The organism is candidate division WOR-3 bacterium (assembly GCA_011052815.1).
In the GTDB taxonomy this organism is placed as follows: domain Bacteria; phylum Hydrothermota; class Tepidihabitantia; order SM23-42; family SM23-42; genus DRIG01.
Genome location: DRIG01000038.1, coordinates 1 through 26,044 on the forward strand (window position 1 = coordinate 1; position 26,044 = coordinate 26,044).

28 protein-coding genes are annotated in these 26,044 nt (G+C 45.6%); 24 read left to right on the forward strand and 4 right to left on the reverse strand.

Going from position 1 to position 26,044, the window contains the following annotated elements; genetic code table 11:
• From ENI34_03485 to ENI34_03565, 17 genes are all read left to right on the forward strand, one after another.
• A partial coding sequence (locus ENI34_03485; protein ID HEC78188.1) for an ArsR family transcriptional regulator occupies positions 1-232 on the forward strand: 232 nt, incomplete at its 5' end.
• 196 nt (positions 233-428) lie between these two features.
• Positions 429-1,700, forward strand: a complete 1,272-nt coding sequence (locus tag ENI34_03490; protein ID HEC78189.1) for an ATP-binding protein — start codon at positions 429-431, stop codon at positions 1,698-1,700.
• 321 nt (positions 1,701-2,021) lie between these two features.
• Positions 2,022-2,318 (forward strand): hypothetical protein, encoded by a 297-nt coding sequence (locus ENI34_03495; GenBank protein HEC78190.1) that lies wholly within the window; start codon positions 2,022-2,024, stop codon positions 2,316-2,318.
• On the forward strand, positions 2,315-2,647 hold the full coding sequence (locus ENI34_03500; GenBank protein ID HEC78191.1) for a DUF86 domain-containing protein: 333 nt from the start codon (positions 2,315-2,317) through the stop codon (positions 2,645-2,647). The genes ENI34_03495 and ENI34_03500 overlap by 4 nt, the downstream gene beginning before the upstream one ends.
• Positions 2,648-2,783: 136 nt before the next feature.
• Positions 2,784-3,101 (forward strand): ArsR family transcriptional regulator, encoded by a 318-nt coding sequence (locus tag ENI34_03505; GenBank protein HEC78192.1) that lies wholly within the window; start codon positions 2,784-2,786, stop codon positions 3,099-3,101.
• A gap of 62 nt (positions 3,102-3,163) precedes the next feature.
• Positions 3,164-3,805, forward strand: coding sequence for a hypothetical protein (locus tag ENI34_03510; GenBank protein HEC78193.1), 642 nt, complete (start codon positions 3,164-3,166; stop codon positions 3,803-3,805).
• On the forward strand, positions 3,732-4,502 hold the full coding sequence (locus ENI34_03515; GenBank protein HEC78194.1) for a nucleotidyl transferase AbiEii/AbiGii toxin family protein: 771 nt from the start codon (positions 3,732-3,734) through the stop codon (positions 4,500-4,502). Before ENI34_03510 ends, ENI34_03515 begins: the two co-directional genes overlap by 74 nt.
• A gap of 188 nt (positions 4,503-4,690) precedes the next feature.
• Positions 4,691-5,089, forward strand: a complete 399-nt coding sequence (locus ENI34_03520) for a 4Fe-4S dicluster domain-containing protein (protein ID HEC78195.1) — start codon at positions 4,691-4,693, stop codon at positions 5,087-5,089.
• Positions 5,089-5,958 carry a disulfide reductase gene (locus tag ENI34_03525; protein HEC78196.1) on the forward strand — a complete coding sequence of 290 codons (870 nt, stop codon included), beginning with the start codon at positions 5,089-5,091 and terminating at the stop codon, positions 5,956-5,958. The genes ENI34_03520 and ENI34_03525 overlap by 1 nt, the downstream gene beginning before the upstream one ends.
• Positions 5,955-7,910, forward strand: coding sequence for a CoB--CoM heterodisulfide reductase iron-sulfur subunit A family protein (locus ENI34_03530; GenBank protein HEC78197.1), 1,956 nt, complete (start codon positions 5,955-5,957; stop codon positions 7,908-7,910). Before ENI34_03525 ends, ENI34_03530 begins: the two co-directional genes overlap by 4 nt.
• Entirely contained in the window at positions 7,907-8,326 is a 420-nt protein-coding gene (locus ENI34_03535; protein HEC78198.1) for a hydrogenase iron-sulfur subunit, read from the forward strand. Before ENI34_03530 ends, ENI34_03535 begins: the two co-directional genes overlap by 4 nt.
• Positions 8,323-8,616 (forward strand): 30S ribosomal protein S6, encoded by a 294-nt coding sequence (gene rpsF, locus ENI34_03540; protein ID HEC78199.1) that lies wholly within the window; start codon positions 8,323-8,325, stop codon positions 8,614-8,616. Before ENI34_03535 ends, rpsF begins: the two co-directional genes overlap by 4 nt.
• On the forward strand, positions 8,613-9,056 hold the full coding sequence (ssb, locus tag ENI34_03545) for a single-stranded DNA-binding protein (GenBank protein ID HEC78200.1): 444 nt from the start codon (positions 8,613-8,615) through the stop codon (positions 9,054-9,056). The genes rpsF and ssb overlap by 4 nt, the downstream gene beginning before the upstream one ends.
• A gap of 22 nt (positions 9,057-9,078) precedes the next feature.
• The gene (rpsR, locus tag ENI34_03550) at positions 9,079-9,291 is read left to right on the forward strand and encodes a 30S ribosomal protein S18 (GenBank protein HEC78201.1); all 213 of its coding nucleotides are present in this window, start codon (positions 9,079-9,081) and stop codon (positions 9,289-9,291) included.
• The gene (locus ENI34_03555) at positions 9,291-9,740 is read left to right on the forward strand and encodes a 50S ribosomal protein L9 (GenBank protein ID HEC78202.1); all 450 of its coding nucleotides are present in this window, start codon (positions 9,291-9,293) and stop codon (positions 9,738-9,740) included. Before rpsR ends, ENI34_03555 begins: the two co-directional genes overlap by 1 nt.
• Positions 9,741-10,235, forward strand: coding sequence for a bifunctional nuclease family protein (locus ENI34_03560; GenBank protein HEC78203.1), 495 nt, complete (start codon positions 9,741-9,743; stop codon positions 10,233-10,235).
• Positions 10,236-10,251: 16 nt separating this feature from the next.
• Positions 10,252-10,983 (forward strand): CBS domain-containing protein, encoded by a 732-nt coding sequence (locus tag ENI34_03565; GenBank protein HEC78204.1) that lies wholly within the window; start codon positions 10,252-10,254, stop codon positions 10,981-10,983.
• A gap of 18 nt (positions 10,984-11,001) precedes the next feature.
• Here ENI34_03565 and uvrC read toward each other — a convergent pair whose 3' ends face one another.
• Positions 11,002-12,783, reverse strand: coding sequence for an excinuclease ABC subunit UvrC (gene uvrC / locus ENI34_03570; protein ID HEC78205.1), 1,782 nt, complete (start codon positions 12,781-12,783; stop codon positions 11,002-11,004).
• Positions 12,784-12,795: 12 nt separating this feature from the next.
• Entirely contained in the window at positions 12,796-14,250 is a 1,455-nt protein-coding gene (locus ENI34_03575; GenBank protein HEC78206.1) for an RtcB family protein, read from the reverse strand.
• A 105-nt stretch (positions 14,251-14,355) separates the two neighbouring features.
• Here ENI34_03575 and ENI34_03580 point away from each other — a divergent pair, with 105 nt between their 5' ends.
• Genes ENI34_03580 through ENI34_03610 form a run of 7 tightly spaced genes read left to right on the forward strand, consistent with a single transcriptional unit; the run spans position 14,356 to position 23,394 of the window.
• The gene (locus ENI34_03580; protein HEC78207.1) at positions 14,356-16,323 is read left to right on the forward strand and encodes a hypothetical protein; all 1,968 of its coding nucleotides are present in this window, start codon (positions 14,356-14,358) and stop codon (positions 16,321-16,323) included.
• Entirely contained in the window at positions 16,320-18,239 is a 1,920-nt protein-coding gene (locus ENI34_03585; protein HEC78208.1) for a GHKL domain-containing protein, read from the forward strand. Before ENI34_03580 ends, ENI34_03585 begins: the two co-directional genes overlap by 4 nt.
• Positions 18,240-18,253: 14 nt before the next feature.
• Positions 18,254-19,162 carry a cysteine synthase family protein gene (locus ENI34_03590; protein HEC78209.1) on the forward strand — a complete coding sequence of 303 codons (909 nt, stop codon included), beginning with the start codon at positions 18,254-18,256 and terminating at the stop codon, positions 19,160-19,162.
• Between the two features lie 13 nt (positions 19,163-19,175).
• Positions 19,176-19,895, forward strand: coding sequence for a class I SAM-dependent methyltransferase (locus tag ENI34_03595; protein ID HEC78210.1), 720 nt, complete (start codon positions 19,176-19,178; stop codon positions 19,893-19,895).
• Positions 19,896-19,909: 14 nt separating this feature from the next.
• On the forward strand, positions 19,910-21,073 hold the full coding sequence (locus ENI34_03600) for an MFS transporter (GenBank protein ID HEC78211.1): 1,164 nt from the start codon (positions 19,910-19,912) through the stop codon (positions 21,071-21,073).
• Positions 21,074-21,117: 44 nt separating this feature from the next.
• On the forward strand, positions 21,118-22,482 hold the full coding sequence (locus tag ENI34_03605) for a TldD/PmbA family protein (GenBank protein ID HEC78212.1): 1,365 nt from the start codon (positions 21,118-21,120) through the stop codon (positions 22,480-22,482).
• A gap of 9 nt (positions 22,483-22,491) precedes the next feature.
• Complete coding sequence (locus tag ENI34_03610; GenBank protein ID HEC78213.1) at positions 22,492-23,394, forward strand: decaprenyl-phosphate phosphoribosyltransferase; 903 nt, start codon at positions 22,492-22,494, stop codon at positions 23,392-23,394.
• Between the two features lie 30 nt (positions 23,395-23,424).
• Here ENI34_03610 and ENI34_03615 read toward each other — a convergent pair whose 3' ends face one another.
• A complete protein-coding gene (locus ENI34_03615; protein ID HEC78214.1) occupies positions 23,425-24,927 on the reverse strand; it encodes a PEGA domain-containing protein in 1,503 nt (500 codons plus the stop codon).
• 16 nt (positions 24,928-24,943) lie between these two features.
• Positions 24,944-25,975 carry a T9SS type A sorting domain-containing protein gene (locus ENI34_03620; GenBank protein ID HEC78215.1) on the reverse strand — a complete coding sequence of 344 codons (1,032 nt, stop codon included), beginning with the start codon at positions 25,973-25,975 and terminating at the stop codon, positions 24,944-24,946.
• Between the last annotated feature and the right edge of the window lie 69 nt (positions 25,976-26,044).

Consider the following 26,044-nt stretch of genomic DNA (forward strand, 5'->3'; position numbering starts at 1 on the left):
GTTGGAGAAGGGGCCGATGAGCCTCGATGAAATTGTGAAACGCGTGCGGCGTTCAAAGCCGACGGTTTGTAATCATCTGGCGAAATTGAAGTTGGCGAATATCGTACGTTATGACAAACAGTGGCGTAGAACGAGTTATTGGATCAAGTATCCTGAGGAGGTGAGACAGTTCATGAAGATTTGCGAAAAGCTGGTGGCACGGACGACCCGACGGTTGAAAAAGGATTATTGAACTTCCTGTATCGGAAGAGTTGATTTAATACTCAATCCTGGTTCTGTTTTGAAATTACGGTCCAGAAGGTGTTGATTTTTTATTGTATTTTACGGATATTCGTTTGTGCCACCTGGTAGGTGAAAAAAAGATCGGTTACCGCTGAAACTCGGGTATTTGTATAATACTATTGACAAATACCCGAGTTATTTGTATAATGAATACGTTAAAAGGAGGTTCTATTATGTTCTATAAACGCGAGTTACAGCAAGAAGTTACAAAATATTTGGCTGACCGAGAGGCGATAATCATTCTTGGCTCCCGCCAGGTTGGGAAAACAACTCTTTTGAAGATGACCATGCAGGATCTCAAAAGTTCTGAGAAAGTCTATTATTTGGATCTTGAGGATCCCCGAAATCTTGATATTGTCGAGGAAGGAGTCGACAATCTTGTTGAGTACATTACTGTGCAAGGTGCTTCTACCCGCCGAAGAAATTATGTTTTTCTTGACGAAATTCATTATATGAAAAATCCTTCGCGGTTTATTAAACTTGCTGTTGATCATTATTCAGATAAATTAAAACTTATATGTACGGGTTCATCAGCGCTGGGCATAAAGATGAAATTTCACGATGCTCTCGTAGGCAGGAAGTTATTGTTTACACTTTATCCTTTGAATTTTCGCGAGTTTCTCATTTTCAAAGAGAGGCCTGAACTGGCGGCGAATTTGCCGACATTGCCTTTCAGTTTAAAAACAGATAAAACTCGATTTTTTATGGATGATTATCTTAGATATTTTTATGAATTCCTTATCTGGGGTAGTTATCCAAGGATAGTTCTGGAAAACACTTATGAGAAAAAAGAGAAACTTCTTGCTGAGATTGTAAGTTCATATATTTATAAGGATATAAGAAGTCTCTTCGATGTCCCTGATATTACGAAATTTAACAAGCTGGTTAAGGTTGTGGCGAGGCAAATCGGTTCTCTTGTTAATGTTTCTGAAATTGCCAGAACCGTAGGAATATCAAGAAACACGGTTCAGAACTATTTATCGATTCTTGAGGGTTCGTTTCTGATAGTATCGATTCCTCCGTATTCGAAAAGTGTACATATTGAAGTTCGTAAGGCAAAAAAAATATACTGGCTTGATAATGGTCTTCGTAACTATCTTATCGGTGATTTATCTGTTTCTCATTCAAGAGGTGACATTGGTTTCCTGCTTGAAAATGTAATATGTGCAGGTTTACTTAAGAGGATGAGATCCTTGGATAGTCTCTATTATTGGAGAACAAAAGACAGAACCGAGGTGGATTTTGTATTTAAGAGCGGCAGACGTCTAATACCAATTGAGGTTAAAATCAGCGGCCGGATTCATCGAGGTTTCACAAATTTTATGAAGCGATATAAAATCGCCTTCGGATTTATTGCTCATCTTGGTGGTTTTACAAAAGGACGCGTTTCTACTGTTCCTGCTTTTTGGTTAGCTTAAGTAATGATGAATTAATTCCCTTTTACCGACCTTCACCTCGTAAGTGGACTTTCCAAAAACCATTCAATTTAGATGTAAATATCTGTCAGGGGATAGGAGGGACCCTCGACTTTAATCCCACCCACCCGCAATCCCTTTAAAACCATCCACAACCATTTAACCTCCACCTTCATTCCTTAATTTTCCAATTTCTTAATTTGTTAATTTGACAATTTTCAAATTGTCGAATTGATTGCTACATTCGGTTTACTATGGAAACAGGCTTTACTATGTACATTATAGAAGACTTGATTTTTTTTTAGTATTATGTAAAATTTGAATATGGAAAGACTCACAAAAGAAGAAATCACGCGGATTCTCAGGAGGAACCGTGAGCTTTTGACCAGGTACCGGATAAAAAAAATTAGTCTTTTTGGCTCTTATGCCAGAGGGGAGCAGAGGGATAAAAGCGATATTGATTTCCTCGTTGAGTTTGAATCACCAATTTCAATATTTGAACATGTTCATTTGATCAATGAGTTAGAACAGATATTTGGTAAAAAGGTTGAGGTTTTATCCATAAAGGCGTTAAAACCAATCTTGAGTGAGACTATTCTGAAGGAGGCGGTAGAGGTTTGAGGAATTACCATCATTTTGTTCAAGATATTATTACTGCATGCGAGAAGATTGTTAGGTTTGTCGAGAATATGGATTTTGAACAGTTTTCAAAAGACGAAAAGACCGTTGATGCCGTTATCCGTAATTTAGAGATAATCGGTGAGGCAACAAGGAAAATACCTGATTCAGTGAAAGAAAGATACAACAATATCGATTGGCCGGCAATAATCGGAATGAGGAATATTATAATTCATGAATATTTTGGTGTAGATCTGGAAGAGATCTGGAAGACCATTAAAGAGGATATTCCCGCATTAAAATTATCAGTTAAAAAGCTGCTTAGTAATTAACCCCACTACCCACCACTCCTTAATTTTCCAATTTCTTAATTTGTTAATTTGACAATTTTCAAATTGTCGAATTGATTGCTACATTTTGGGGGCGGTTATCGGGTTGACAGGGGCTGATTTTGTTGTAAAATGGGGCATGAAGATAGTAGAGAAGAAGTATCGTGGTTCGCAGGTATGTCGGGTTCTGGGGTATCCGATTGCCTATGCCATTACCAGAATGTTGTTGGAGAAGGGGCCGATGAGCCTCGATGAAATTGTGAAACGCGTGCGGCGTTCAAAGCCGACGGTTTGTAATCATCTGGCGAAATTGAAGTTGGCGAATATCGTACGTTATGACAAACAGTGGCGTAGAACGAGTTATTGGATCAAGTATCCTGAGGAGGTGAGACAGTTCATGAAGATTTGCGAAAAGCTGGTCGCACGGACGACCCGACGGTTGAAAAAGGATTATTGAACTTCCTGTATAATAGTATTGACAAATAGCGCTATTTGAATATAATTCAGTAAATTAGCAATATGGCTAAAATACTGAATTGGCATATTTTTCGGAGTGAGATAAAGAAAAGGGGGATATTGATATTCACCCCGCATGATGTGGCGAGGATCTTCAATATCTCAGCCGTAGCGGTAAGTTTTTTTCTCTTCCGTAATACCCGTAAAGGCCTATTGATTCGGTTGAAAAAATCTCAAAAAGGGAGCCTTTATTGTTTTGCCGACGAGATACCTAATCGATATTTAATCGCCAATCGGATTTATGAACCGTCTTATATTTCATTTGATACCGCCTTATCTTACCATAGTATTATTCCTGAGTCCGTATATACAATATATTCTGCGACACCAAAATCAACGCGGGAATTCGTTATTACTGATATCAGATTTATGTATCATCGTATAAAGAAGAGTGTTTATGTCGGTTATGAACCCGTGCAATATCAAAATACAACCATTCTTATGGCTTCGGCTGAAAAAGCACTTGCTGATTATCTTTATTTTGTTATCATAAAAAAACGCACATTGCAGTATGAGAGATTGGCTTTGGAGCGCATTGATAGAAAAAAAATGTTCAGTTTTATAAAACTATATGGGAAAACATCCCTGGAGGATTTGGTTACTGAAATCTATGCTGACTATCGAAAAAATAAGAGAACTCACTAAGAAGTACCAGACGAATGAGCACAATGTCATCCGTGAATATGTGCAGCATCTGTGTCTATCTGCTCTTTACAAACATCGCGAAGCAGGAAATCTGCTTTTTAAGGGTGGTACAGCATTAAGGATGATTTATCATAGCCCACGTTTTTCTGAAGATCTTGATTTTACGGGCCGTTTTTACCATTTTCAGGATGTCGAAAAGTTATTTTTAAATACGCTTGTTGAGGTTGAACAAAGCGGGATTATGGTGGAGTTGAAGGAGGCGAAGAAAACCTCTGGTGGATTTCTGGGGATAATAGAATATCATCTATACGACCATACAGGTACGATATTTTTTGAGATATCGTTGAGAAAACCGAAAAAGAAGAGCAGAGAGAGTGAAGTGGTTACCATCGCGAGTGAATTCACGATTCCTTATACCGTTGTTCAGTTATCGACGCTGGACCTGGTTTCTGAAAAAGTCCAAGCTGTTACCACCAGGGCGAAGCCAAGAGATTATTATGATCTATATTTTATATTAAGGCATAATTTCTTGAGTAAATTGGTTGATAAAGGGATGTTCGCAGTCATTTTGAACCAGCTCGAGGGTAAGAAAATTGATTTTCGAAAAGAACTTCAGCATCTTTTACCGGTCAGTCACCATCGTATTTTGAAAAATTTTTCCGAGACATTGGAGAAAGAAATTAATTCGTATCTGTAATGCAGAACACGACTCCTTAATTTTCCAATTTCTTAATTTGTTAATTTGACAATTTTCAAATTGTCGAATTGATTGCTACATTTTGGGGCGGTTATCGGGTTGACAGGGGCTGATTTTGTTGTAAAATGGGGCATGAAGATTGAATATATTTTGCTTGACTTTCTAGCGGTTCTGGATATAATAACTGCATGAATAAAAGAATATCAATTGATAAGAATTTTGTCCGAAGAATAGAAGAAATAAGCAGTCAGAAACTCTCTGATTGCTATCAGTGCGGTCGGTGCACAGCCGGTTGTCCGTTCGCCAAATTTATGGATGCACCGCCCAATCAGGTTATAAGATTTATGCAGTTGGGTTTTAAGGATGATGTCTTGAACGCAGAGGGTCCTTGGTTTTGTGCAGCCTGTCTTGTGTGTCAGACACGGTGCCCCCGAGGTGTCGACATTCCAAGATTGATGGAGGCGGTAAGGGCCATTCATCTACGTGCGAAAGAAGGATTGATCGACGTTTCTGAAATCGATAAAGAGTTTCTCATGGATGCACCGCCTCTCGCTTTGATGAGTGCATTCAGCAAATATTCTTATTAATGAAAATGAAGCTCCCATATTATCCAGGTTGTACCTTATATACAAAAGCAAAGCCTTTAAATACTTCTTTACATGCTTCCTTCAACAGTCTCGGAGTGGAACTCGACGAGCTCACTCATTGGTATTGCTGCGGTACCACGTTCATCCTGGCACGCGACAACCGGATGTCGTTGATCGCCCCTTTACGGATACTCGCCAAGGCGCAGCAGACCAATGGTAAACTCCTGGTTCCCTGCTCCATCTGTTATAACACGTTGAAGCGTGCGAATTACATATTGAAGCAGGATAAGGAGACACTTGATATAATCAACGAACATCTCGAAGAGTCCTATGACGGACTGGAAGAGGTCGTTCATCCGCTTGAGTTTTTAAGGGATAACCTCTCTCTTCTTAAGGATAAGATTAAGAAGGATTTGAAGGCGTTGAAGGTCGGTTGTTATTATGGTTGTCTTCTTCTCAGACCGAAAGAAGAAGTTCAATTCGATGATCCGGAATCGCCGACTATTTTCGAGGATTTTGTCACGGCTATCGGAGCGACCCCTGTTGATTTTCCCCTCAAGGTCGAGTGCTGTGGTTCTTATCTTGTCGTGAATTCACCGGATGCCGCGATCGAGGTGTCGTACAAAGTGCTTAAGAATGCACAGGGTAACGGCGCCCAGGCTGTCGTGACATCGTGTCCATTGTGCCATTATAACCTCGACGCCCTGCAGAGCAAAATGAAGAAGACACATCCCGAATTCAAAGAGATTCCTGTTTTTTATTTTTCACAGCTTCTCGCTCTCGCCCTTGGTGTGGAGGAAAAGAATTTAGGATTGGAACAAAATAAAGTTTCACCCATTAATTTATTGAAGGAGCACAGCTTACTATGAAGAGAATCGGCGTTTTTATTTGTCATTGCGGTATAAATATAGCCAAGACAGTCGATGTTGAGGCTTTGACCGAAGAAATCAAGAAGTATCCCGGGGTTGAACACGCCGAGAATTATAAATATATGTGTTCAGATCCGGGCCAGAATCTTGTGGTGACGGCGATTAAAGAACATAAGCTCGATGCCGTTGTCGTGGCGGCGTGTTCTCCGACACTGCACGAGAATACCTTCAGAAATGCAGCTGAACGCGGTGGATTAAACCGTTATGTCTGTGAGATGGCGAATATCCGCGAGCACTGTTCGTGGGTGCACGACGATAAAGCGGTTGCGACGAGAAAGGCGGCTCATATCATCAAGAGTATTATTGAGAAGGTGAAGTATGATGAACCCCTGGAACCGATACATGTAAACGTCACCAAGCGCGCCCTGGTGGTCGGCGGAGGAATCGCCGGGATTCAGGCGGCGCTCGACATCGCCAATGCCGGAGTAGAGACCATCCTGGTGGAGAGAGGCCCGTCGATCGGCGGACGCATGGCGCAGCTTTCCGAGACCTTTCCGACACTTGATTGCTCCCAGTGTATTCTTACACCGAAGATGGTCGAGGTCTCGCAGCACAAGAATATCAAGTTGATGACGTATGCCGAGGTCGAGGAGATCACCGGAAGCGTCGGCAACTTCAAGGTGAAGATCAAGAAGAAAGCCGCTTATGTGGACCGTGATAAGTGTACGGGCTGTGGTCTGTGTTATGAAAAGTGCCCCATCAAGGTGAAGTCCGAGTTTGAAGAGGGATTGGGTGAGAGAAAGGCGATATATACTCCTTTTCCTCAGGCGGTTCCGAACAAGCCGGTTATCGATACGGAACATTGCACCTTCTTTTTAAAACCGGGTAAGTGTAAGGTATGCCAGATCGTCTGTCCGGTTAAAGCCGTTGATTTCGAACAGAAAGATGAATTTGTCGAGGAAGAGGTCGGTGCGATCATCGTCGCCACCGGTTATGACCTTTATGAACCGACCAAACTCGGTGAATACGGCTATGGTAAGATCCCCGATGTGATAACCTCGCTCCAGTTCGAGAGATTGCTTTCCGCATCCGGACCCACTGCCGGTGATGTGAAGCGTATCTCAGACGGCAAGGTTCCGAAACGTGTTGTCTTTATTCAGTGCGCCGGTTCGCGGGACAAAGAGAATCATCTGGAGTACTGTTCAAAGATCTGCTGTATGTATACGGCGAAACACGCTCTCCTGTACAAACACCGCGTCCACGACGGCGAACCGATCATCTTCTATATCGATGTGAGAACCGCCGGCAAAGGATATGAGGAGTTTTATAATCGGGTGACTGATGAGGGTGCGACATATATCCGCGGCAAGGTCTCCAAGGTTTATCAGGACAACGGTAAGATCATCGTGATGGGAGCCGATACACTTTCCGGTAAACAGGTCGAGGTTGAGGCGGATATGGTCGTCCTCGCGGTCGGTATGGTACCGAAGCGCGACAGTGAAGACCTGGTGAGAAGGTTGAAGATTCAATGTGATGCAAACGAATGGCTCAGTGAAGCCCATCCCAAACTGCGTCCTGTGGAGAGCAACACTGCTGGTATTTATCTCGCCGGCGCCGCCCAGGGGCCGAAGGATATTCCAGAGGTCGTCGCCCAGGCATCCGGTGCGGCGAGTAAAGCGATCGCCATTCTCACCCAGAACGAGATTACGTTTGAACCGACGATCGCCGGAGTGGATGAAGACCTCTGCTCAGGATGTGGTATCTGTGTCGGTGTCTGTCCTTACAATGCGCGGGAGCTTGACAGAGATAAGATGGTGGTGAAGGTGACAGAGGCACTGTGTCAGGGATGCGGTTCCTGCAGTGCCGCGTGTCCTTCAGGTGCGGCGCAGCAGAAGAATCTTATTGATATACAGATTGAAGAGATGGTCACCTCAGCCTTGGAGGAAAAATGAACAACGGAAAATTTGAACCTAAAATAATCGGATTTTTCTGTAAGTGGTGTACATCAGCAGCAGCAGACCTTGCTGGTACATCAAGGAAAAAGTATCCAGCCAATCTGATCCCGATTCGCTTTTTCTGCTCTTCACGGATTGACCCACAGCATGTCCTGCATGCCTTTGAAAACGGCGCCGACGGAGTTTTGATCGGCGGCTGCCATTTCGGTGACTGTCATTATCAGGATGGAAATTACAAAACCGCACGGCGAATCGCATTGCTGCATAACTTACTCGAAGAGATGGGGATTGATAAAAGACGGCTCAGACTCGAGTGGATCTCTGCTGCGGAAGGTGAGAAGTTTACCAGGGTCGTGAAGGAATTTACTGAAGAGATCAGGAAGTTGGGACCCATAAAAGGAAACGGCGCATGAGAAACTACGAAGCGATGTTCATTTTCAATCCCGAACTTGTCGAAGAAAAACTGGAGAAGGAGATCAAGAGCGTAGAGAAGACAATCAAGACACGGGGAAAGGGCGAAGTCAAGTTTGATAATCTCGGGAAGAAGACACTGGCGTATCCAATCAAAAAGTTCAAAGAGGGCGTGTACATCAACTATAGATTCACCGCCCAGCCGTCGGCTATTGTAAAAATAAAAGAGGCTCTGAAACACAAAGAAAATATATTGCGGTTCATTATATTTTTGAGAGGAAAAGAAAAATGAATCCTATTCGTCTCGGTTACCTTAATTCGGTCGTGTTGATCGGCAGGCTCGTCGCCGACCCTGAGTTGAGGTACACACAGAAAGGTGCACCGGTATGTGATTTTCGGATAGCGAGTTCACGACGCTACAAAAATCGTGATACCGGGGAATGGCAGGAAGAAACATTGTTCATCAATATCGTCGCCTGGCGCAGACAGGCGGAGACCGCCAATGATTTTCTGAAAAAAGGGAGTGCGGTGCTTATCGAGGGGAGACTCAGGTCACGGCAGTGGGAGACGAATAAGGGTGAAAAACGTTCCGCAATCGAGGTTGTCGCCCGTCGCATTCAGTTTCTCGATCTGCCGCCTAAGGAAGCGGATGCGGTTGAGTCTGATACAGAGGTGCCGATAGACAGTGCGACTGAAACAAAAGAGGATGATGAGATTGATACACCTTTTTAAAATAATGGATAAGGGATAAAAAATGAACAAGAGAAAAAGACGATGTCGATTTTGCAAAAATAATATTGATGAAGTCGATTATAAAGATACGTCCCTTTTAAAGGGATTCATAAATGAACGTGGAAAGATACTCGGTTCCAAGATCACGAGGCTCTGTTCTTTTCATCAGCGCAGGTTGACGCAAGCCATTAAAAGGGCGAGGGAGATCGCGCTCTTGCCGTACGAGATAAAATAATGAAGGTGATTTTGCTTAAACCGGTGGAGAGATTGGGGAAGGCGTTTGATGTTGTTGTCACGAAAGACGGCTATGCGAGAAACTATCTTTTTCCGAAGAGACTCGCTATTCCGGCTACCAAGGCGAATCTGCGTGGTCTGGAAAAGAATAAAGTTCGTTTCTCCAAAACGATTATGAGAATCAGAAAAGAGAGTATGGACATAGCCGAGCAGATCAACAACACCACGATAAAAACGACGATAAAGATAGGTATAGACGGTAAGTCATTCGGCAGTATCACATCTCAGGATATTTCCGAGCTTTTGAAGACCGAAGGAATCGAGGTGGATAAGAAGAACATAGTTCTTCCGGAACCGATAAAGCAACCCGGGGTGTATGATATCAAGGTGCATCTCGCCGGAAAGATCGACGCTGTATTTAAACTTGTCGTACTGGAAGAAGGAGAGTAAATTTTAGAAGTCTTTGTCAACGCGGTTCTGGAAGACCGCCAGAATAATTCATATATAGTCCTCTTAAAGGAAAAATACGGCCAGCGCACTTTGCCGATATGGATAGGTGAGAACGAGGCGTTCGCCATCGCCCTGTCGCTGGAAGGTAAGAAACCACCCAGGCCTTTAACCCATGACCTTTTGAAGCTTATTATCGATGCCTTTCAATCAGAGGTGGTGAAGGTGGAAGTGGTGGCGTTGAAGATGGTCAATGAGAGCGGTACTTATTTCGCCAAGATCTATATAAAGTCAGAGGGGAAGGTTATTGCGATCGACGCCAGACCGTCGGATTCCATCGCCCTTGCCCTGCGTACCGGTAGTGCTATCTTCGTTGACCCGAAGGTGATGGATGAAAACGGCAAGGTCCTTGAAGGGGACACAAATCTTGATGAAATGAAACGCAGGCTGAGGAATACAAAGCCTGAAGAGTTCGGCGATTTTCATCTTGATAAGTAAGAGTAAACCATTATAGATGGCGGTTAAAAAGACTCTCGATTTAAGTAAGATATCCAAAGTCGAAAAAAGGATGATCGAGGAGATTCTCGCGATCAAAAAGCGGGAAGTCAACAAGATCATGGTTCCGATCAATGAGATCGTGGCTTTTTCTTATAAAGAGCGTCTGAGCGACGTCATCGACAGTTACAAAAAGAATCATTATTCACGTTACCCGGTCTATCTGAAAAATCTGGATCAGGTGATCGGCGTTCTCTATATCAAAGACATTATCTCTTTCTGGTATGAATATAAAGACGAATCGGTCGTTCAATTCGTGAGGTTTCCGCATTTCGTATATGAGGACCGCTCCGCACTCGATGTTTTTCTTGAGTTGCAGAGGTTGCGGCTTTCCTTCGGTGTCGTGATTGATGAATTCGGTGGTGTTTCCGGAATCATTACCATTGAGGATTTGATAGAGGAGATCGTGGGTGACATCGAGGATGAGTTGGACGCGCGCAAAAAACCGTTTATTGAAAAGATATCCGACAAAGAATATATCGTCAATACCAGGATGGAGCTGGTTCACTTCGCGGAATATTTCGGTCTGCCCATCGAAGAGGACGATGTCTCCACAGTGGGCGGTCTGATCTTGAAGAACGCCGACCGTATTCCAAAGGTGGGCGAGGAAATAAAATACAGAAATTTGAAGTTTAAGATTATCTCCGGTACAAGGCGGAAGATAAACAAGGTGAAGGTCACCAAACTCTGAAAAATTTTCCGGTAAAGGCTATATGTGCAGTGCTTCGTAGATGATGCGGGCGTATTTTTTACCGATCCCGGGAACCCTGGTGATATCTTCTTCCGACGCCTTTTTCAGGGCGTCGATACTCCCGAAATACTTAAGGAGCGCCAGTTTTCTTTTCTCGCCGATGCCGGCTATTCCATCGAGTAGAGAAGACGTCAGAGCTCTGTCCCTTACTTTTCTGTGATAGTTGATGGCAAAACGATGGGCTTCATCCCGTGCCCTTTTCAATAATGTCAGACCGCTGGACCCCGGGGGTACGGCGACGACTTTTCCCGAACTGTTATAGAGTTCATTGTATTTTTTCGCGAGCGCGAAGACCGGTATTTTGAGCTTTATCAGTTTGAGCGCCTCAAGTGCGGCGTTCAACTGACCTTTCCCGCCGTCGATCAACAGAAGATCGGGTTGTTTTTTTTCATTCATCAGGTCTTTTATACGGCGCATCACGATTTCTCTGATCATTGCGAAGTCGTTCTGTCCTTTCACCCGCTTGATCCTGTAGTGGCGGTAATGCTGCTTATCCGGTTTGCCGTCGCGGAAGACCACGGATGAACCGACGGCGAATTTTTCTTTCAGATTCGAAACGTCAAAGGTTTCTATCCAGCGTGGTGCTTTTTCCAGAGCGAGAATGTTCTGCAGCTCGATGATCGCGGGTGGTATTCGTTTTTTGAATATCTTTTTCGAGAGTTCGAGTTCGGCGTTCTTCTCCGCCCATTTTAAGAGCCGTTTGATTTCCCCGCGTCTGCCGGTTGATATTTTGACGTTCGTTCCTTTTTCTTTGAACCAGCGTGATTGTATCCGCCAGTCGGCGGGCATAGTCGAGATGACGAGTTCTTCGGGAATGAAGGAGATGTGGGTGTAGATCAGACGGATGAATGATGCGGCGATTTCTTCATCACCGATATGGGGATTGATCTTCAGAAAAAAGATCTCTTTTGCGATCAGTCGTCCTTCGCGTATTCGAAAGAGACAAGCGGCGCAGTTGAATCTACTGCGGCTGAAGGCGATGACATCACGGTTGCTCTTTGTGTTTGTGACCATCCGCTGATGCTGGAAGATTGTTCTGACCGCAAGGAGCTGGTCACGCAGCGCCGCCGCCGCCTCGAAATTTTCGTTTTCAGCGTGCTGCCACATCATCCTCTCTATTCCTTTTTCCAGTTCATTCGAGTTTCCCCTCAGGAATTTTATCGCTTTGTTCACCAGCCCTGCATACTCTTTTTCTGTTATCCGACCCGTACAGGGCGCACTGCACCTGCCGAGATGATACTGCAGACAGGGGCGTTTATGCGGTTTTTCCAGGTCTTTGGTGCAAGAGACGAGTTTGAAGATCCGGCACAGGGCGTCCCGCGTGCGTCTCAACGCCCGGGCGTTTGTATAGGGTCCGAAGATGAGTGAGCCGTCCGCTTTCAGGTCGCGGGTGAATATTATCCTCGGAAACCTTTCCTGGATGGTGATTTTGAGATACGGAAATTTTTTGTCGTCCTTCAGTCGAACGTTGTAACGAGGTTTATTCAACTTGATCAATGATTCTTCCAGGGTGAGTGCTTCGATATCCGAGTTGGTGATGATGATGTCGAGGTCGGCGGCTGCCGACATCAGGGTTTGTTCGCGAATCCTTTCCTTAGCGGGACTGAGATAGGAGGAGAGTCGATTTCTTAAATCCACTGCTTTGCCGATGTAGATGATCTTATTCCTTTTGTCCCGGAACATATAGACGCCCGGGGCGGCCGGTGCTGTTTTAATCTTTTTTATGACCGTTTGATTCAAGGCGGCCGACTGTTATCCTTTTACTACACCCAACGGTCTCATGCGCGCCACTTTTCTGGATATTCCGGCTTCGTGAACCGCATCCACCACCATATCGATGTCTTTATACGCCTCGGGAACTTCCTGCCTCAATACGTCATTGCTCGCCGACAGCACGAAGATTCCTTTATCGGCTAATTCTTTATCGATCCTGCGTCCCCTGGTTTGTTTCATCGCCTTTGAACGCGACATAAGCCGTCCGGCACCGTGACAGGTCGAGCCGAAGGTTTGTTCCATCGCCTTTTCAGTGCCCAGAAGCAGATAAGAGTGGGTTCCCATATCACCGGGGATGATGACCGGCTGGCCGATTTCCCTGTAGACTGCAGGGATTTCTTTATGTCCCGGAGCAAACGCCCGGGTCGCGCCCTTTCTGTGGACACAGACCTTTCTGGGTATCCCGTCTACTTTGTGGGTTTCAAACTTCGCGATGTTGTGGGCGACGTCGTAGATCAGGTGCATGCCCAGATCTTCAGCTTTTTTATTGAGCACCTGTTCAAATGCCTCTCGCACCCAGTGCATTATACATTGTCGGTTCGCCCAGGCGTAATTCGCCGCACATGCCATCTGTTCAAAGTATGTTCTGCCTTCAGGAGAGTCGATCGGAGCACATGCCAGCTGGCGGTCGGGAATCTCAATGCCGTATTTTTTAGTGACCCTGCCGAGTATCTTCACATTGTCGTCACAGACTTGATAACCGAGACCCCGCGAACCCGTATGTATCATCACGGTTACCTGACCGATTTCATCAATGCCCAGTGCCTTCGCCGATGTCGGATCATAGATGTCTTCGACGATCTGTATTTCGAGGAAGTGATTTCCCGCACCGAGTGTTCCGAGCTGCGGTCTGCCGCGTTCGATCGCCCTTTTCGAGACCCGATCCGGATCAGCACCCTGGAGCATACCCTCTTCTTCAATCCTTTCGATGTCTTCTTTCCATCCGAATCCCTTTTTAAGAGCCCATTGTGCGCCGTATTTCAACACCTCTTTCACTTCGCGGTCGTCGATTCTTATCTTTCCTTTGGAACCCACTCCTGAAGGAACGTTGTGGAAGAGTGCTTTTACCAGTTCTTTTATTCTGTTCTTTATATCATTGATGCGCAGGTCCGTGCGTAATATTCTCACTCCGCAGTTTATATCATATCCTACCCCACCGGGTGAGATAATTCCTTCTTTTACGTCAAAGGCGGCTACACCGCCGATCGGAAACCCGTATCCCCAGTGGATATCAGGCATCGCCATCGCATATCCGACAATACCCGGCAGCGTGGCTACGTTCGCCACCTGTTCTGGTGCATTGTCCTCTTTAATCTTTTGCAACATCTTTTCCGATGCATAGATCAAACCATCGGTTCTCATCCCCTCTTTGTAAGTTTTCGGAATTTTAAATCGATTGTTGTCTATTTTTATTAATTCACCATGCCACGCCATTGTATACCTCCTTGAATAAAATTATAATCCATTTGCCAGGGATGTCAATTGTATCTTTCTTATTCTGATACTTGACTTTCGCAAATTCTTTATTATCATAGAATCGTGAGCAGTACTTTACTACTTGTTTTTTTTATAGTAGGTTCCTTAGTTAAAGCCCGGGATCCCTTGGGTAATGACATCTCCGGCGACGAACAGGTCGGTTCTGTCGAGAGCGTTCTGAAGAACCCGATCATGGTGCGGGTTGTCGACGCCGACGGTAAACCGCAAGCCGGTGTTAGGGTTGAGTTCAAGATTCTGGATGAGCCGAAGGCGAATATTATCTCGAACAGATTTGCCCGGTTGAGCAAAAGAGAGGTGCTGACCGATAAAGACGGCTATGCAATGACCGAGTTGACCTTTGGAAAGACCAGAGGAACCTATTATGTGATTGCCCGGGCACAGGGTGAGAGTGTTGTCTTCAGAGAAAATGCCCTGGAAAAAAATTGGTTGCTTTTACTTCTCTTTTCACTCTTCGGCGGTCTGGGGATATTTATCTTCGGTTTGAATTACGGAAGTAAGGGATTGATTCGTGCAGCCGGAGCGAAGATGCGGGATCTTCTCTTCAGCCTGGCGAAGAACCGCTTTATGGCGCTGCTCATCGGCGTGGTCGTGACCGTAATACTCGGTTCAAGTACGGCAAGCTCGATCCTTTTGGTGAGATTCGCATCAAGCGGTATCATTATGCTGGAACAGGCGCTCGGTGTACTTATGGGGATAAACATCGGCACGACCATCACGGTTCAGATCCTCGCTTTCAAGGTCCTCGACTATGCAATCTTAATCGTTGGAATAGGATTTTTTATAATGCATCTCTTCCCGAAATTAAAGAATGCTGGGCAGGCTCTTTTCGGGCTGGGACTTCTCTTTTTCTCCCTGAAAATAATGTCGACGGCTACGGGTAATCTCAAATACCTGCCGAGTTTCAATAACGCGATTGCCGGTCTTGCTCAGTATCCTCTTGTGGGCATCATCGCCGCCGCACTCATCGCCTTTATCCTGCGCTCGAGCGCCGCGACGATCGGGATAGTGTTGATTCTTGCCTTTGATTCGTTGATTGATTTCCAGCAGGCGGTTCCCCTGATTCTGGGAGCGAACCTCGGAACGACCTTTTCCGCTCTCATCTCGGCGAACACCATTGAGGGTAGACGGGTTGCAGTCGGCCATCTTCTCTTCAATACGATTTCAATCATTCTGCTCTTTCCGTTTATTAAATATATACCACTTTTCCTCGATTTCATCGGCGGAGATTTATCACGGCGGATAGCCAATCTCCACACGATCTTCAATATATTCACCGCGGTCCTTTTTCTTCCTTTTGTGGTCCCTTTCGGAAAACTGCTCAAGGTTTTAGTGCGGGAATCACGCAGCGAGCGGCTGGCTGTTCATCGGCTTGATTCGACGTTCCTGTCGACTCCGGCAATCGCTCTCGGACAGGCGGCGCGTGAGATTCTGTATATGGCGGACATCACCATTAAGATGCTCGAAGATGCGATGTCGGTCTTCAAGAATCGGGATGATGCGCTGAGAAAGAAGATTGTCGAGACCGATGACGAGGTTGACTGCCTTGAAGAGGCTATTACTCCTTATCTCATAAAGATCAGTGAAGGTGAGATGGACAGCAGACTTTCCGCTTATCACAGGGTGCTGATGAACGCCGTGAATGAGATTGAAAATATCGGAGATGTGATTTCCAAAAAGCTGATGGTCTATGCAAAGAAACAGATAGACACCGGTTTTGTCTTTTCTGAAGAAGGAATCAGGGAGATCGAGCAGTATCATAAGTTCGTACTGACGACATTCCGCACCGCGGTGGACGCCCTTGCCACACGCGACCCCGAGCTCGCTAAAGAGGTGTTGAAGCGTAAAGAGATCGGCTATCGAACAGCGAAGGATATGAATGAGTTGCATCTGGATAGATTGAAGAGGGGGTTGAAGAAGAGTCTGGAAACGAGTACCATACACTTGGATTTGATCAGTGATCTTGAACGGATTAATTTCCACGCGTCGGTTATAGTGGAGGGAATAGTGTGAAGGCGAAGCGGTATTTTTTACTTGCAGTCATATTACTGATCATTCTGGGGTTGTTTTTGACGCTCGGGATAATCAACAGCAGACGGGTTATGATGGATGTGATAAAAGAGGAAGCCCATTCGTTCCTCGACGTCATCGCATCAATCCAGGAAAATTCCATATTCGCCGAAGGTAAATACGAGGATGAAGTCATCAGTAAATTGATAAATCTCTGTGATTATATGGAGTCGATGGGCCTGAAGGGGATCAACCCGGTTAAGTTGAGGGAGAGTTTTGATATCACTGCGATTTCCGTCGTCGATCTGAAAACAGGGAAGGCCATCCTGGCTTCAGGAAATCGGTTCGGTCCTGTCGAGCATCCGGTCGACACCGGTGACCGGGTTTCATTTGAATATTTCAAGGTCGGTTCAAAGAAATTCATTCAATTCAGGTATCGGATAAAAGGCAGGCTCTATCAGATAGAGGTCTCCGCCGCTGATATCCAACTTTTCAGACAGGAATTCGGTATTAATAAGATTATCAATCAGATGTTGCTGAACCCGATGGTCAAATACCTTATTCTCCAGGATACCAAGGGAATCATTTTCGCCACCCCCAATGTTCAGAAGATCAGTCGGATCGAGGATGATTCGACGCTTCTCGATGCGATTTCCAATAACGAAGAGCTCTGCAGAATAACCGAATTCAAGGATGAAAATATTCTTGAGGTGGTTCGTCCTTTTGTGGTCGATAATGTGAATCTCGGAATCTTCAGGATGGGTATCAGTCTGGATGACTATTATCGCCATGTCCGTGCCACGGAGCGCCAATTAATACTGCTCTTTGTAGTACTTTCTGTAATCGGTTTTGTTCTCTTCTTTCTCTTCCTGAAGTATGAATCGTACATCACCCTGAAGGAGATTTTTCATAAGATTCTCGGTTCGGTTGAAGACGGGATCCTTATGGTCGATGCAAGGGGCGTGATCACCGGTGTCAACAATGCGTTCTGTATGGTCTCTTCGCTCGACGAGAAGCTTCTTTTAAAGCATAGTTATCGCTCCCTGTTCGGTGATGATTTCTGCGATATTGCAGCGGTGCTTGAGAGCGGTTCCAAGGTTGTCAATGAAAAGAACCTTTTCGGAAAACAAATTCAGTACTCGAGTTATCCGCTCATTGATGAAAAGAAGAGGGTCGTCGGGGTGATTTCCGTACTCAGGGATGTTACGAAATTGAGGGAGTTTGAAAAGGAGCGGGAAGAAGCGGAAAGGCTTAAATTTCTCGGGAATCTGGTGGCGAATTTCGCCCATGAAATCAAGAATCCATTGAACGGTCTTTCAATCGCCGCTCAGAGATTGGTCAAAGAATTTCCCTCACAGGATAAGGAATATACGAGATTAATGAGTACATTAAAGACCGAAATCGAGCTCCTCAACCGTACGCTCAATGATTTTTTGAGCCTTGTCCGTTCCAGAGCAAAACCAAAAGAGGAATTCGACCTTTCCGACACGCTCGAAAGAGCACTTGATGTTGTAAAGGAATTGGTCAGGACCAGGGGGATAATATTAAAGGAAAATATTAAGAAAGACCTGAAATTACTCGGTAATGCGGATGATTTTAAGAGGGCTGTCCTTAATATTCTGTTGAACGCGGTAGAGGCGGTGGCAGAGGTTTCTGATCGAAAACCAGAGATTTCCGTGGAACTCTTTACCAGTGACCAGGAGATAGTCTTGAAAATTTCAGATAATGGTTCAGGTATGGATGAGGAAGAGAAACAGCGCATCTTCACACCATACTTCACAACCAAGAAAAAAGGAACAGGGCTCGGCTTATATATCGCTCAAAAGATCATTCGGGAGCATAAAGGCGAGATCCAGATAGAATCCTGCAAAGGGCAGGGTACTGTTTTTACCGTTGTATTCACTGAAAAGGGTGATTAAGGGAGGTCTGTTTTATGAGCGTATTGTCTGTTATCGGTAACACCCCGCTCGTTGAATTGACTTATTTCAGCAAAAAGACCGGGGTGAAACTATATGGAAAGTTTGAAGGGTTTAATCCCGGTGGTTCGATCAAGGACCGGCCTGCGTATTATATGGTCAAAAAGGCGGAAGAATCAGGTGAGTTGACTGGAGATAAGACGATACTTGAACCGACCTCGGGCAATACGGGTATCGCGTTCGCCATGATCGGCGCGGCTAAGGGATACAGGGTCAAATTGATCATGCCGGCATGCGTCAGCACCGAGAGGCAGCATATCCTCGAGGCGTTCGGTGCCGAGGTCGTTCTCACCCATGCAAAAGAAGGAACCGACGGCGCCATTCGTGCGGCGCATCAAATCATAAAAGAAGAGCCTGACAGGTATTATATGCCCAACCAGTTCAAGAATATGAATAATATCATCGCCCATTATGAAACCACCGCCCCTGAGATATTTTTCCAGACAGAGGGGATGGTCGATGTCGTGGTCGCCGGTATGGGAACCACGGGTACGCTGATGGGTATCAGTAGATATTTTAAGGAGAAAAAACCACAGACTAGAATCGTGGGTGTGGAACCGACCGAGGGCCATTCAATTCAGGGATTGAAAAATATGAATGAAGCAATCGTTCCCGAGATTTACGACCCGCAGATGCTGGATGAAAAGATCACGATTGAAGACGGAGAGGCCTTTGAGGTATCGCGTCTCCTGGTTACGAAAGAAGGTTTGTTTGTCGGTATGTCGAGCGGTGCAGCGGTCGCCGGTGCCCTGCGTATTGCGGAAAGAATGGATACAGGCGTTATCGTGGCGATTCTTCCTGATCGGGGAGACCGTTATTTAAGCACGACGCTCTTCCGCTCGATATGCGCGAAGTGCCCGCCTTAATACCCATCCCGATATGCTGAAATTTTTCTCTTCACTTCGTGACACCTTTCCGATAAACCGGATTATGGATTTCCTCGACAGGATTATAATTGAATCAATAAGATACGGCCGGGGCAGAAGGTATGACGCCCGGCAGTACTGGTCTGAGCGATTTTCCAAATTCGGTCTTTCACTTAAGGCGTCAGGGAACCGTCGAATATCCGAGGAAGCGAACCGACGGCTCTATGATGCGGCGAAGAAGGCGTTTATCAAGATATGTGATAAAGCAGGGATTGAGTTTTCCCGGCTGAGGGTGCTGGATATCGGTTGTGGTACGGGTGTTTACACCCGACTCTTTTATGAATACGGAGTGAAAGATTATGTCGGTCTTGATATTACGGATGTACTTTTCCCCCGACTGAAAGAACAGTTTTCTGAGTATAGGTTCATAAGAAAAGACATCACGGCGGACAGGCTCAGCGGCACTTTTGACCTTATCATTATGATTGAGGTGATTGAACATATCGTGGATAAGGATAAGCTCGTTTTCTGCCTGGAGAACGTCAGGTTCTGCCTTTCAGAAGATGGTTGGTTCATTGTGGCGCCGATCTTTGATGTCAGTAAGAGAGCGCTCTCTTATGTTCGATACTGGTCTCTGGATGATATCAAACCGCTGTTGTCAGGGTGCACCATCAAGGCGTCTGAACCGTTCACCACCGGCCGGATAATCGCCGTCACAAAAGATCGGGGCTGATATCTTTTTATTGAATGGTCAGGTATAACCTCTTCAGAAAAAATCTTTTGATTCTCTACAGCCTTGCCGGCATCGGGATGCTCGGCCACGGCTTGTTCAGACCCATTATACCGATCTTTGCACGGCGCGTGGGCGCTTCAGGATTTGAGGTGGGGCTTTTGACGTCCGGTTTTATGATCGCCCGCGCGATTACTTCTTTTTTGATCGGCAGACATATCGATAAAAGCGGAAAGCGTGATGTCTATGTAAAGGTCGGCTTTTTTATAGTATTCATCATCGCCTTCGCCTACTTCTTTGTGAACAGCTATTATGAAATTCTGTTCCTGCGTTTCTGCCAGGGGATCTGTTCGGGACTGATGTGGCCTGTGACCCAGATTATGGTCGTTGAAGAAGCTGAAAAGACCCATCGCACAAGGGCGTTGTCATTATATCAGATCACGGGAAGGGGTGGTGCGTTGCTGAGTCGTCTTCTGCTGGCCGTGATTCTGTTCGCCGCCGTAAAATTCGGATACAGTGAGTTGAGTTCTTTTAAACTCGTCTTCATTATCGGCGGTGTTATCCTGCTTATAGGTTTCATCGAGGTCGCGGTCATGCCGACCCATAAACGGAAAGGCGGTGCGGAAAAGAAAAAGGGCAAGCCGCCGTACCCGATATTCTTTCTCGGCTTTATCTTCGGGGCGATGCTGGCGCTGGCGCCGCTCTCCTTTGTATATCTCAACGAACATTTTAAAATCAGCCCTTCTGGAATCGCATTTTTGCTTCTCTGCCTTGATCTGGTGACAATGGGAGCGATGTATGGTTCTTCACATTTCACCGACCATGCGGGTTGGAAAAAATCATTGTGGTTCATCATCATACCCTGTTTTCTCAGTGCGGTCTTTCTGCCCTTCATATCTTCGTTGATAAGATTCATCCTCTTCTATTTCATTATGCGGCTTTCAATCAGTTCTTTTATTCCGATTTCCCGGGCATATGCCACGAGTGTCGACACTGAAGTCGGCTTCAACATCGGGACCCTGAATATGGTGACCAATCTCGGTTCTGTAATCGGTCCTGTTTTCGCGGGGTTGGTGTATGACAACCTGCCGGGTACTTTTAAAATCGCCGGCTATTCCCTGATCGCCGTCTTCCTGATACCCGGTCTTCTGATGCTCTTGAAAAAAGATAGAAAAGATTGACTTTTCGTGTATTTTAGATAAAATAGTAAGAAAAAAGGAGTAATATGATAGGTAAAAGAACAGCAAAAAAGATTGTGGCTGACGCGATAAGATATACAAAAGCGGACCAAATTGAAATTAATATATTCAACAATCGTCAGGCGCTGACAAGATTCGCAAACAACTATATTCATCAGAATGTCAGCGAATCCAACAGCAGTGTGTCGGTGCGGGTCGCCTTTGGAAAGAAGATCGGAGCCGCTTCGACGAATTCACTCGATTTCAAGAAGATAAAGGAGACGATAGATTGGGCAGAGGAGATCGCCAGGTATCAGAAAGAGAATGCCGATTTCACCTCGTTCCCCGCTGTGAAGAAGGACAGATATCGTGATGTCAAGACTTTTGTGAAACGAACCGCGGCGTTTTCGAGCAGGGACCGGGCGCGGGCGGTTTCCGAGATCGTCGACACCGCAAAGAAATATTCCCTTGTCAGTTACGGTTCGGTTTCCAACGGAGCCGCCGAGATATGCATCGGAAATTCATCGGGAACATTCGCCTATGCCGTCTGCGGTGATGTTTTCTGTAATATCGTGATGTCCGGGAAGAATTCAAGCGGTTATGTCCAGTCCGGCTCAAGGGATGTGAATGAGATGGATTTCAGGGCTCTGGCAGAGGCGGCGGCGAAGAAAGCCGTTATGTCTGCAGATCCCATAGAGATTGAACCCGGCAGATATACAACGATTTTTGAACCCCTCGCAGCGAGTGAATTTCTGGATTTTCTCGCATATTACGCCTTTAACGGTAAATTTTTTGAAGAGGGAAGGTCTTTTCTCACCGGGAAACTCGGTCAGAAAGTGGTCGATGAATCCATAACGATCATCGACGATCCTTTCAGAAAAACAGGTTTTGCATTTCCCTTTGACTTTGAAGGAGTTCCGAAACGCCGATATGTGCTCATTGAAAAAGGGATCGCCAAAAACGTCGTGTACGATTCCCTGACGGCTTCACGCGCCGGAAAGAAATCAACCGGCCATGCACTGTCAGCACCCAATCCTTTCGGACCCATACCGCTCAATCTCGTTATGAAAGGCGGCGCTGATTCTATTGCGAAGCTGATCAAGGATACGAAGAAGGGGATACTCGTCACCCGTTTTCATTATACCAATGTCATCGAACCGCATAAACTGACTTTTACGGGTATGACACGGGACGGCACGTTCCTGATCGAGAACGGTGAGATAACAAAGGGAATAAAGAATCTCAGATTCACCGAGAATATCGTGGATTGTCTGAATTGTATAGCCGGTTTGACAAAAAGACCCGCCCTGGTTGCTTCTGAACCGGGGTACGGTGGAAGGTTCGCCACCGGCGTGATTGTTCCGACGATAAAGGTGAAGGATTTTACTTTCACGAGTTCCACGGAATTTTAGGGTGAAACAATAAGAGGGGAGACAGAGAATATTAAATTCGGATTGATTGAATATTTAAGACTGCTTCGACCTCAACAGTGGAGTAAAAATATGTTTGTTTTCGCCGGTCTGCTCTTCAGCCGGCGGTTTTATTATACAGATAGTGTCCTCACCAGTATCTTTACTTTTCTGATCTTTTGCATTTTGAGCAGCGGGATCTATATATTGAATGATATCGTCGATTATAAAAAAGACAGGATGCATCCGATTAAATCGCAAAGGCCGATCGCCGCGGGAACGGTTAAAAGAAAATACGCTTTCATAATTTCCCTGTTTCTCGTTTTTTCGGCGCTGCTCGGTGCCTATTATGTTAATTACGCATTGCTCTACATCTGTCTTATCTATTGTGTGATGATGATTTCTTACACCTTGCTTGTCAAACAGATAGTGATACTGGATGTCCTCTTCGTCGCCGTGGGATATGTCTTACGGGCGATCGCCGGCGCCGTCGCCATCCGGGTGGAGATTTCATCCTGGCTTCTTTTATGCACTCTTTTACTCGCACTCTTCATCGTACTTTCAAAACGGCGGGCAGAACTTGTGTTGTTCAGCGGCGGTGCGGAAAAACACCGCAAGGTTTTATCCCAATACACGGTTCCGTTTTTGAATCAGATGATCGGAATCGTCACAGCCGCCTGTATTGTCTCTTACTGCCTTTATACTCTGTCGCCGGAAACGGTTTCCAAATTCAACACCCGAAATTTGATCTTCACCGTTCCTTTTGTCATTTACGGAATCTTCAGGTATCTCTATTTGATCTATGGTAAATATGAAGGCGGGATTCCGGAGAAGATCGTGCTCAAAGACATTCCTTTACAGGGTTGCCTGGTTCTCTGGGTCCTCGTATGTTTTTTTATTCTGTATAACACATAAAAAATTTTTTGATATGATCACCGCCGTAGTCTAATCGAGAAGGATGATCTTTCCGACAGCCCTTCTTACAGATGATTCTTCAGTATCAGAATATTCTCCGACGATGTAGTAGATACCTGAGCCGGCTTGTCGGTTGAGGTCGTCATCACCAGTCCAGCAAAGGGAGGTGTTTATCGGTTGGTTGAAATTCTTCAATACCCTGCCGCAGACATCATAAATTCTGAGGGATTGAAAGAGCACGGGGTCTTTGATCCTGATGGTGAGCGGTCGGTTTCTGGTTGGGTTAGGGTAGATGATTATCGTATCATTGTCGTTGTTGAGATGGAATGAATTTTCTATTTTTTTTAAAGGGATGTCCAGTTCGGTCGTTTTGTCAGAAGTCACTTCGACACCCTGGAGATATTCTGGTTCATAGCCCGGTTTTTTTATCGTGATGTTATATGAGCCGGGAGACAGGATTCTCAGAAAACGTCCGTGACAGGAGTCGCTTCTGCGCGGCGGAAGGTCGGGGTCGTAATAGCCGTCGATGATCACCTCGGCGCTGAGCGGTTCACCTGTTTCGGCGTCATAAGTGATGCCTGTCACAGCGGCGTAGTTCATCCTTTCAAGGAGATAATAGGCACCGACGAGATTCCGCTGGCATATATCATCGACCATCCAGCCCGGTTGAATGGTCGTGGTGCTCACCTCAACACAGAATGTGAATGTTCCACAGACCGCATAGAGCCAGTTTCTCGCCTTGCCGTCGAGCCCCTCACCCGGTAGTGCGGTATAATGGCCGTTTCCAGCGTCGTTGATGATCAACTTCGACATTGAATCGGCGACCGAACGGATGACCGGAAAATCAGGAGAATAACCACCGCTCCAGACCCAGGGAAAGTAGACGACTTCGCCGAGACCGGTGCGGGCTGAATGGTAGGTGTTGCAGAACACAAAACTGTGAGCCTCGCACAGAGCCTTTAACGCCTGATTCTCTTTTTCTGAAAAAGGTTTTTCCCCCCGATAGTATTCCGACGCCGGATTGTTATTACCGCCTTCAGCCCAGTGAAAATCATAATTTCTGTTCGGGTCGACGCCGTCATAATCAAGGTCGAAGATACCATTATGGTTATTGTCGTGTTTGTTCTTCCGCCAGGTTGTGTCGATACCCCTCATCACTACGGTGTGACCCTCGGGATTCAACAGGGGTACGATCCATATTTCGCGGTTGTTCACCCAGTACGTGTGCAACGAGTCGATGTTGTAATTTTCTATCAGGTCGTTGATCATATACATACAGATTTCAACGCCCAGTAATTCCTCGGCATGGTGGCAGGCGACATAGAGGACCTCTGGTTCGTCTTCGTCTTCACCGGCATTGTCTGAGATCTTCATCGCCAGGATCAGAAGGCTGTCCTGTGTGGAGTAACCGATGGTATCGAGCAACGTGATATCAGGATGGTGTTGTGCAATGGAATCGAGTTCTGCGGCGACTTCTGCCGCGGTGTGATAGCGCGGGTCAATGGCGAGTAAAAATACCAGTAAAATAAACATATTCAGTCAGAACCCTCTATTTCAAAAAGATTATCTTCTCCATTCGTTTGTAGGTCTTTGTATTATTATCTGTGGATAGAGAAAGAAGAACGAAATAAACCCCTGCGGCTACTTTTCTGCCGGCATCGTCTCTGCCGTTCCAGGTGATCCTGCCTGTCGGGTTGTTGAGGATCTTTGATTTCTCGAATGATTTCACCACTCTACCGTTTATGTCATAGATTTTTATCTGCGGCGTTGATGCATTTTCTGGTTCTGTTTCCGCAGCGAAGCTGATGGTTACTGATTTGCGGCATGGATTCGGAAAGACGGTGAGATAAAAGGAAATCTTCTTTTGGAAGGTCTGGTCTTCACTTATGCCGGTAGGTGGTATTCCGAAATATCTCATTATGGAGTCGACCAGGGCGTTCTTGGTCGATGGCGGGGTGCTGTCCACCAGGGCGCCGAGTTCAAAGGATAAGCCGATTGTTCTATGATATGCACAGACACCGGTGCCGAAACTGCTGCCTGTTTTTTGAAAAATTAAGACACCGTTTCCCTGTGCATCGATGCGGTCGATCGAGTTTGCTTCACCATTGTAATCAAATACCATTGATTGGGTGAAGGTATTGTTGCAGCCCGAGATTCTATTGAGCTGGCCAACACCGTTGGCGACCGGTGAGATTCTGAATAGCGGTGCAAAAAAGTAGCCATGATAATAATAGGGATCACCGTACCAGACATCACCGCCTTCCATATATACCTTACCGTTGAGTATGTTGAGATACCTGCTGATTTCATATGCCTGGCGGCTCGTATCTTTGACGATATAGTTGTCAGGGAAGACGCCGAGGCACACGAAGAGCGATTTATAGAGTGAAAGAAAATCATTGAGAGGCAGTTGATTCGGGGTATAGTCACCATAGAAATTGAGTGATTCGAGGATGCTTTTGATTATCGGTCCACTTGAGTGATTTAAATCAGGATCCCAGATAAGATAATCCTTCTGCCCGACATAGATTGTAAAGTTTATGGTGTCGACATATACCCCTGCTATGATTTCGATGCCCATATCTACGGGATGACCGGGTGGAGTTTCAGGAAGGGTCGTTATTATGAATGGGTCACTTTCATTTGAAGA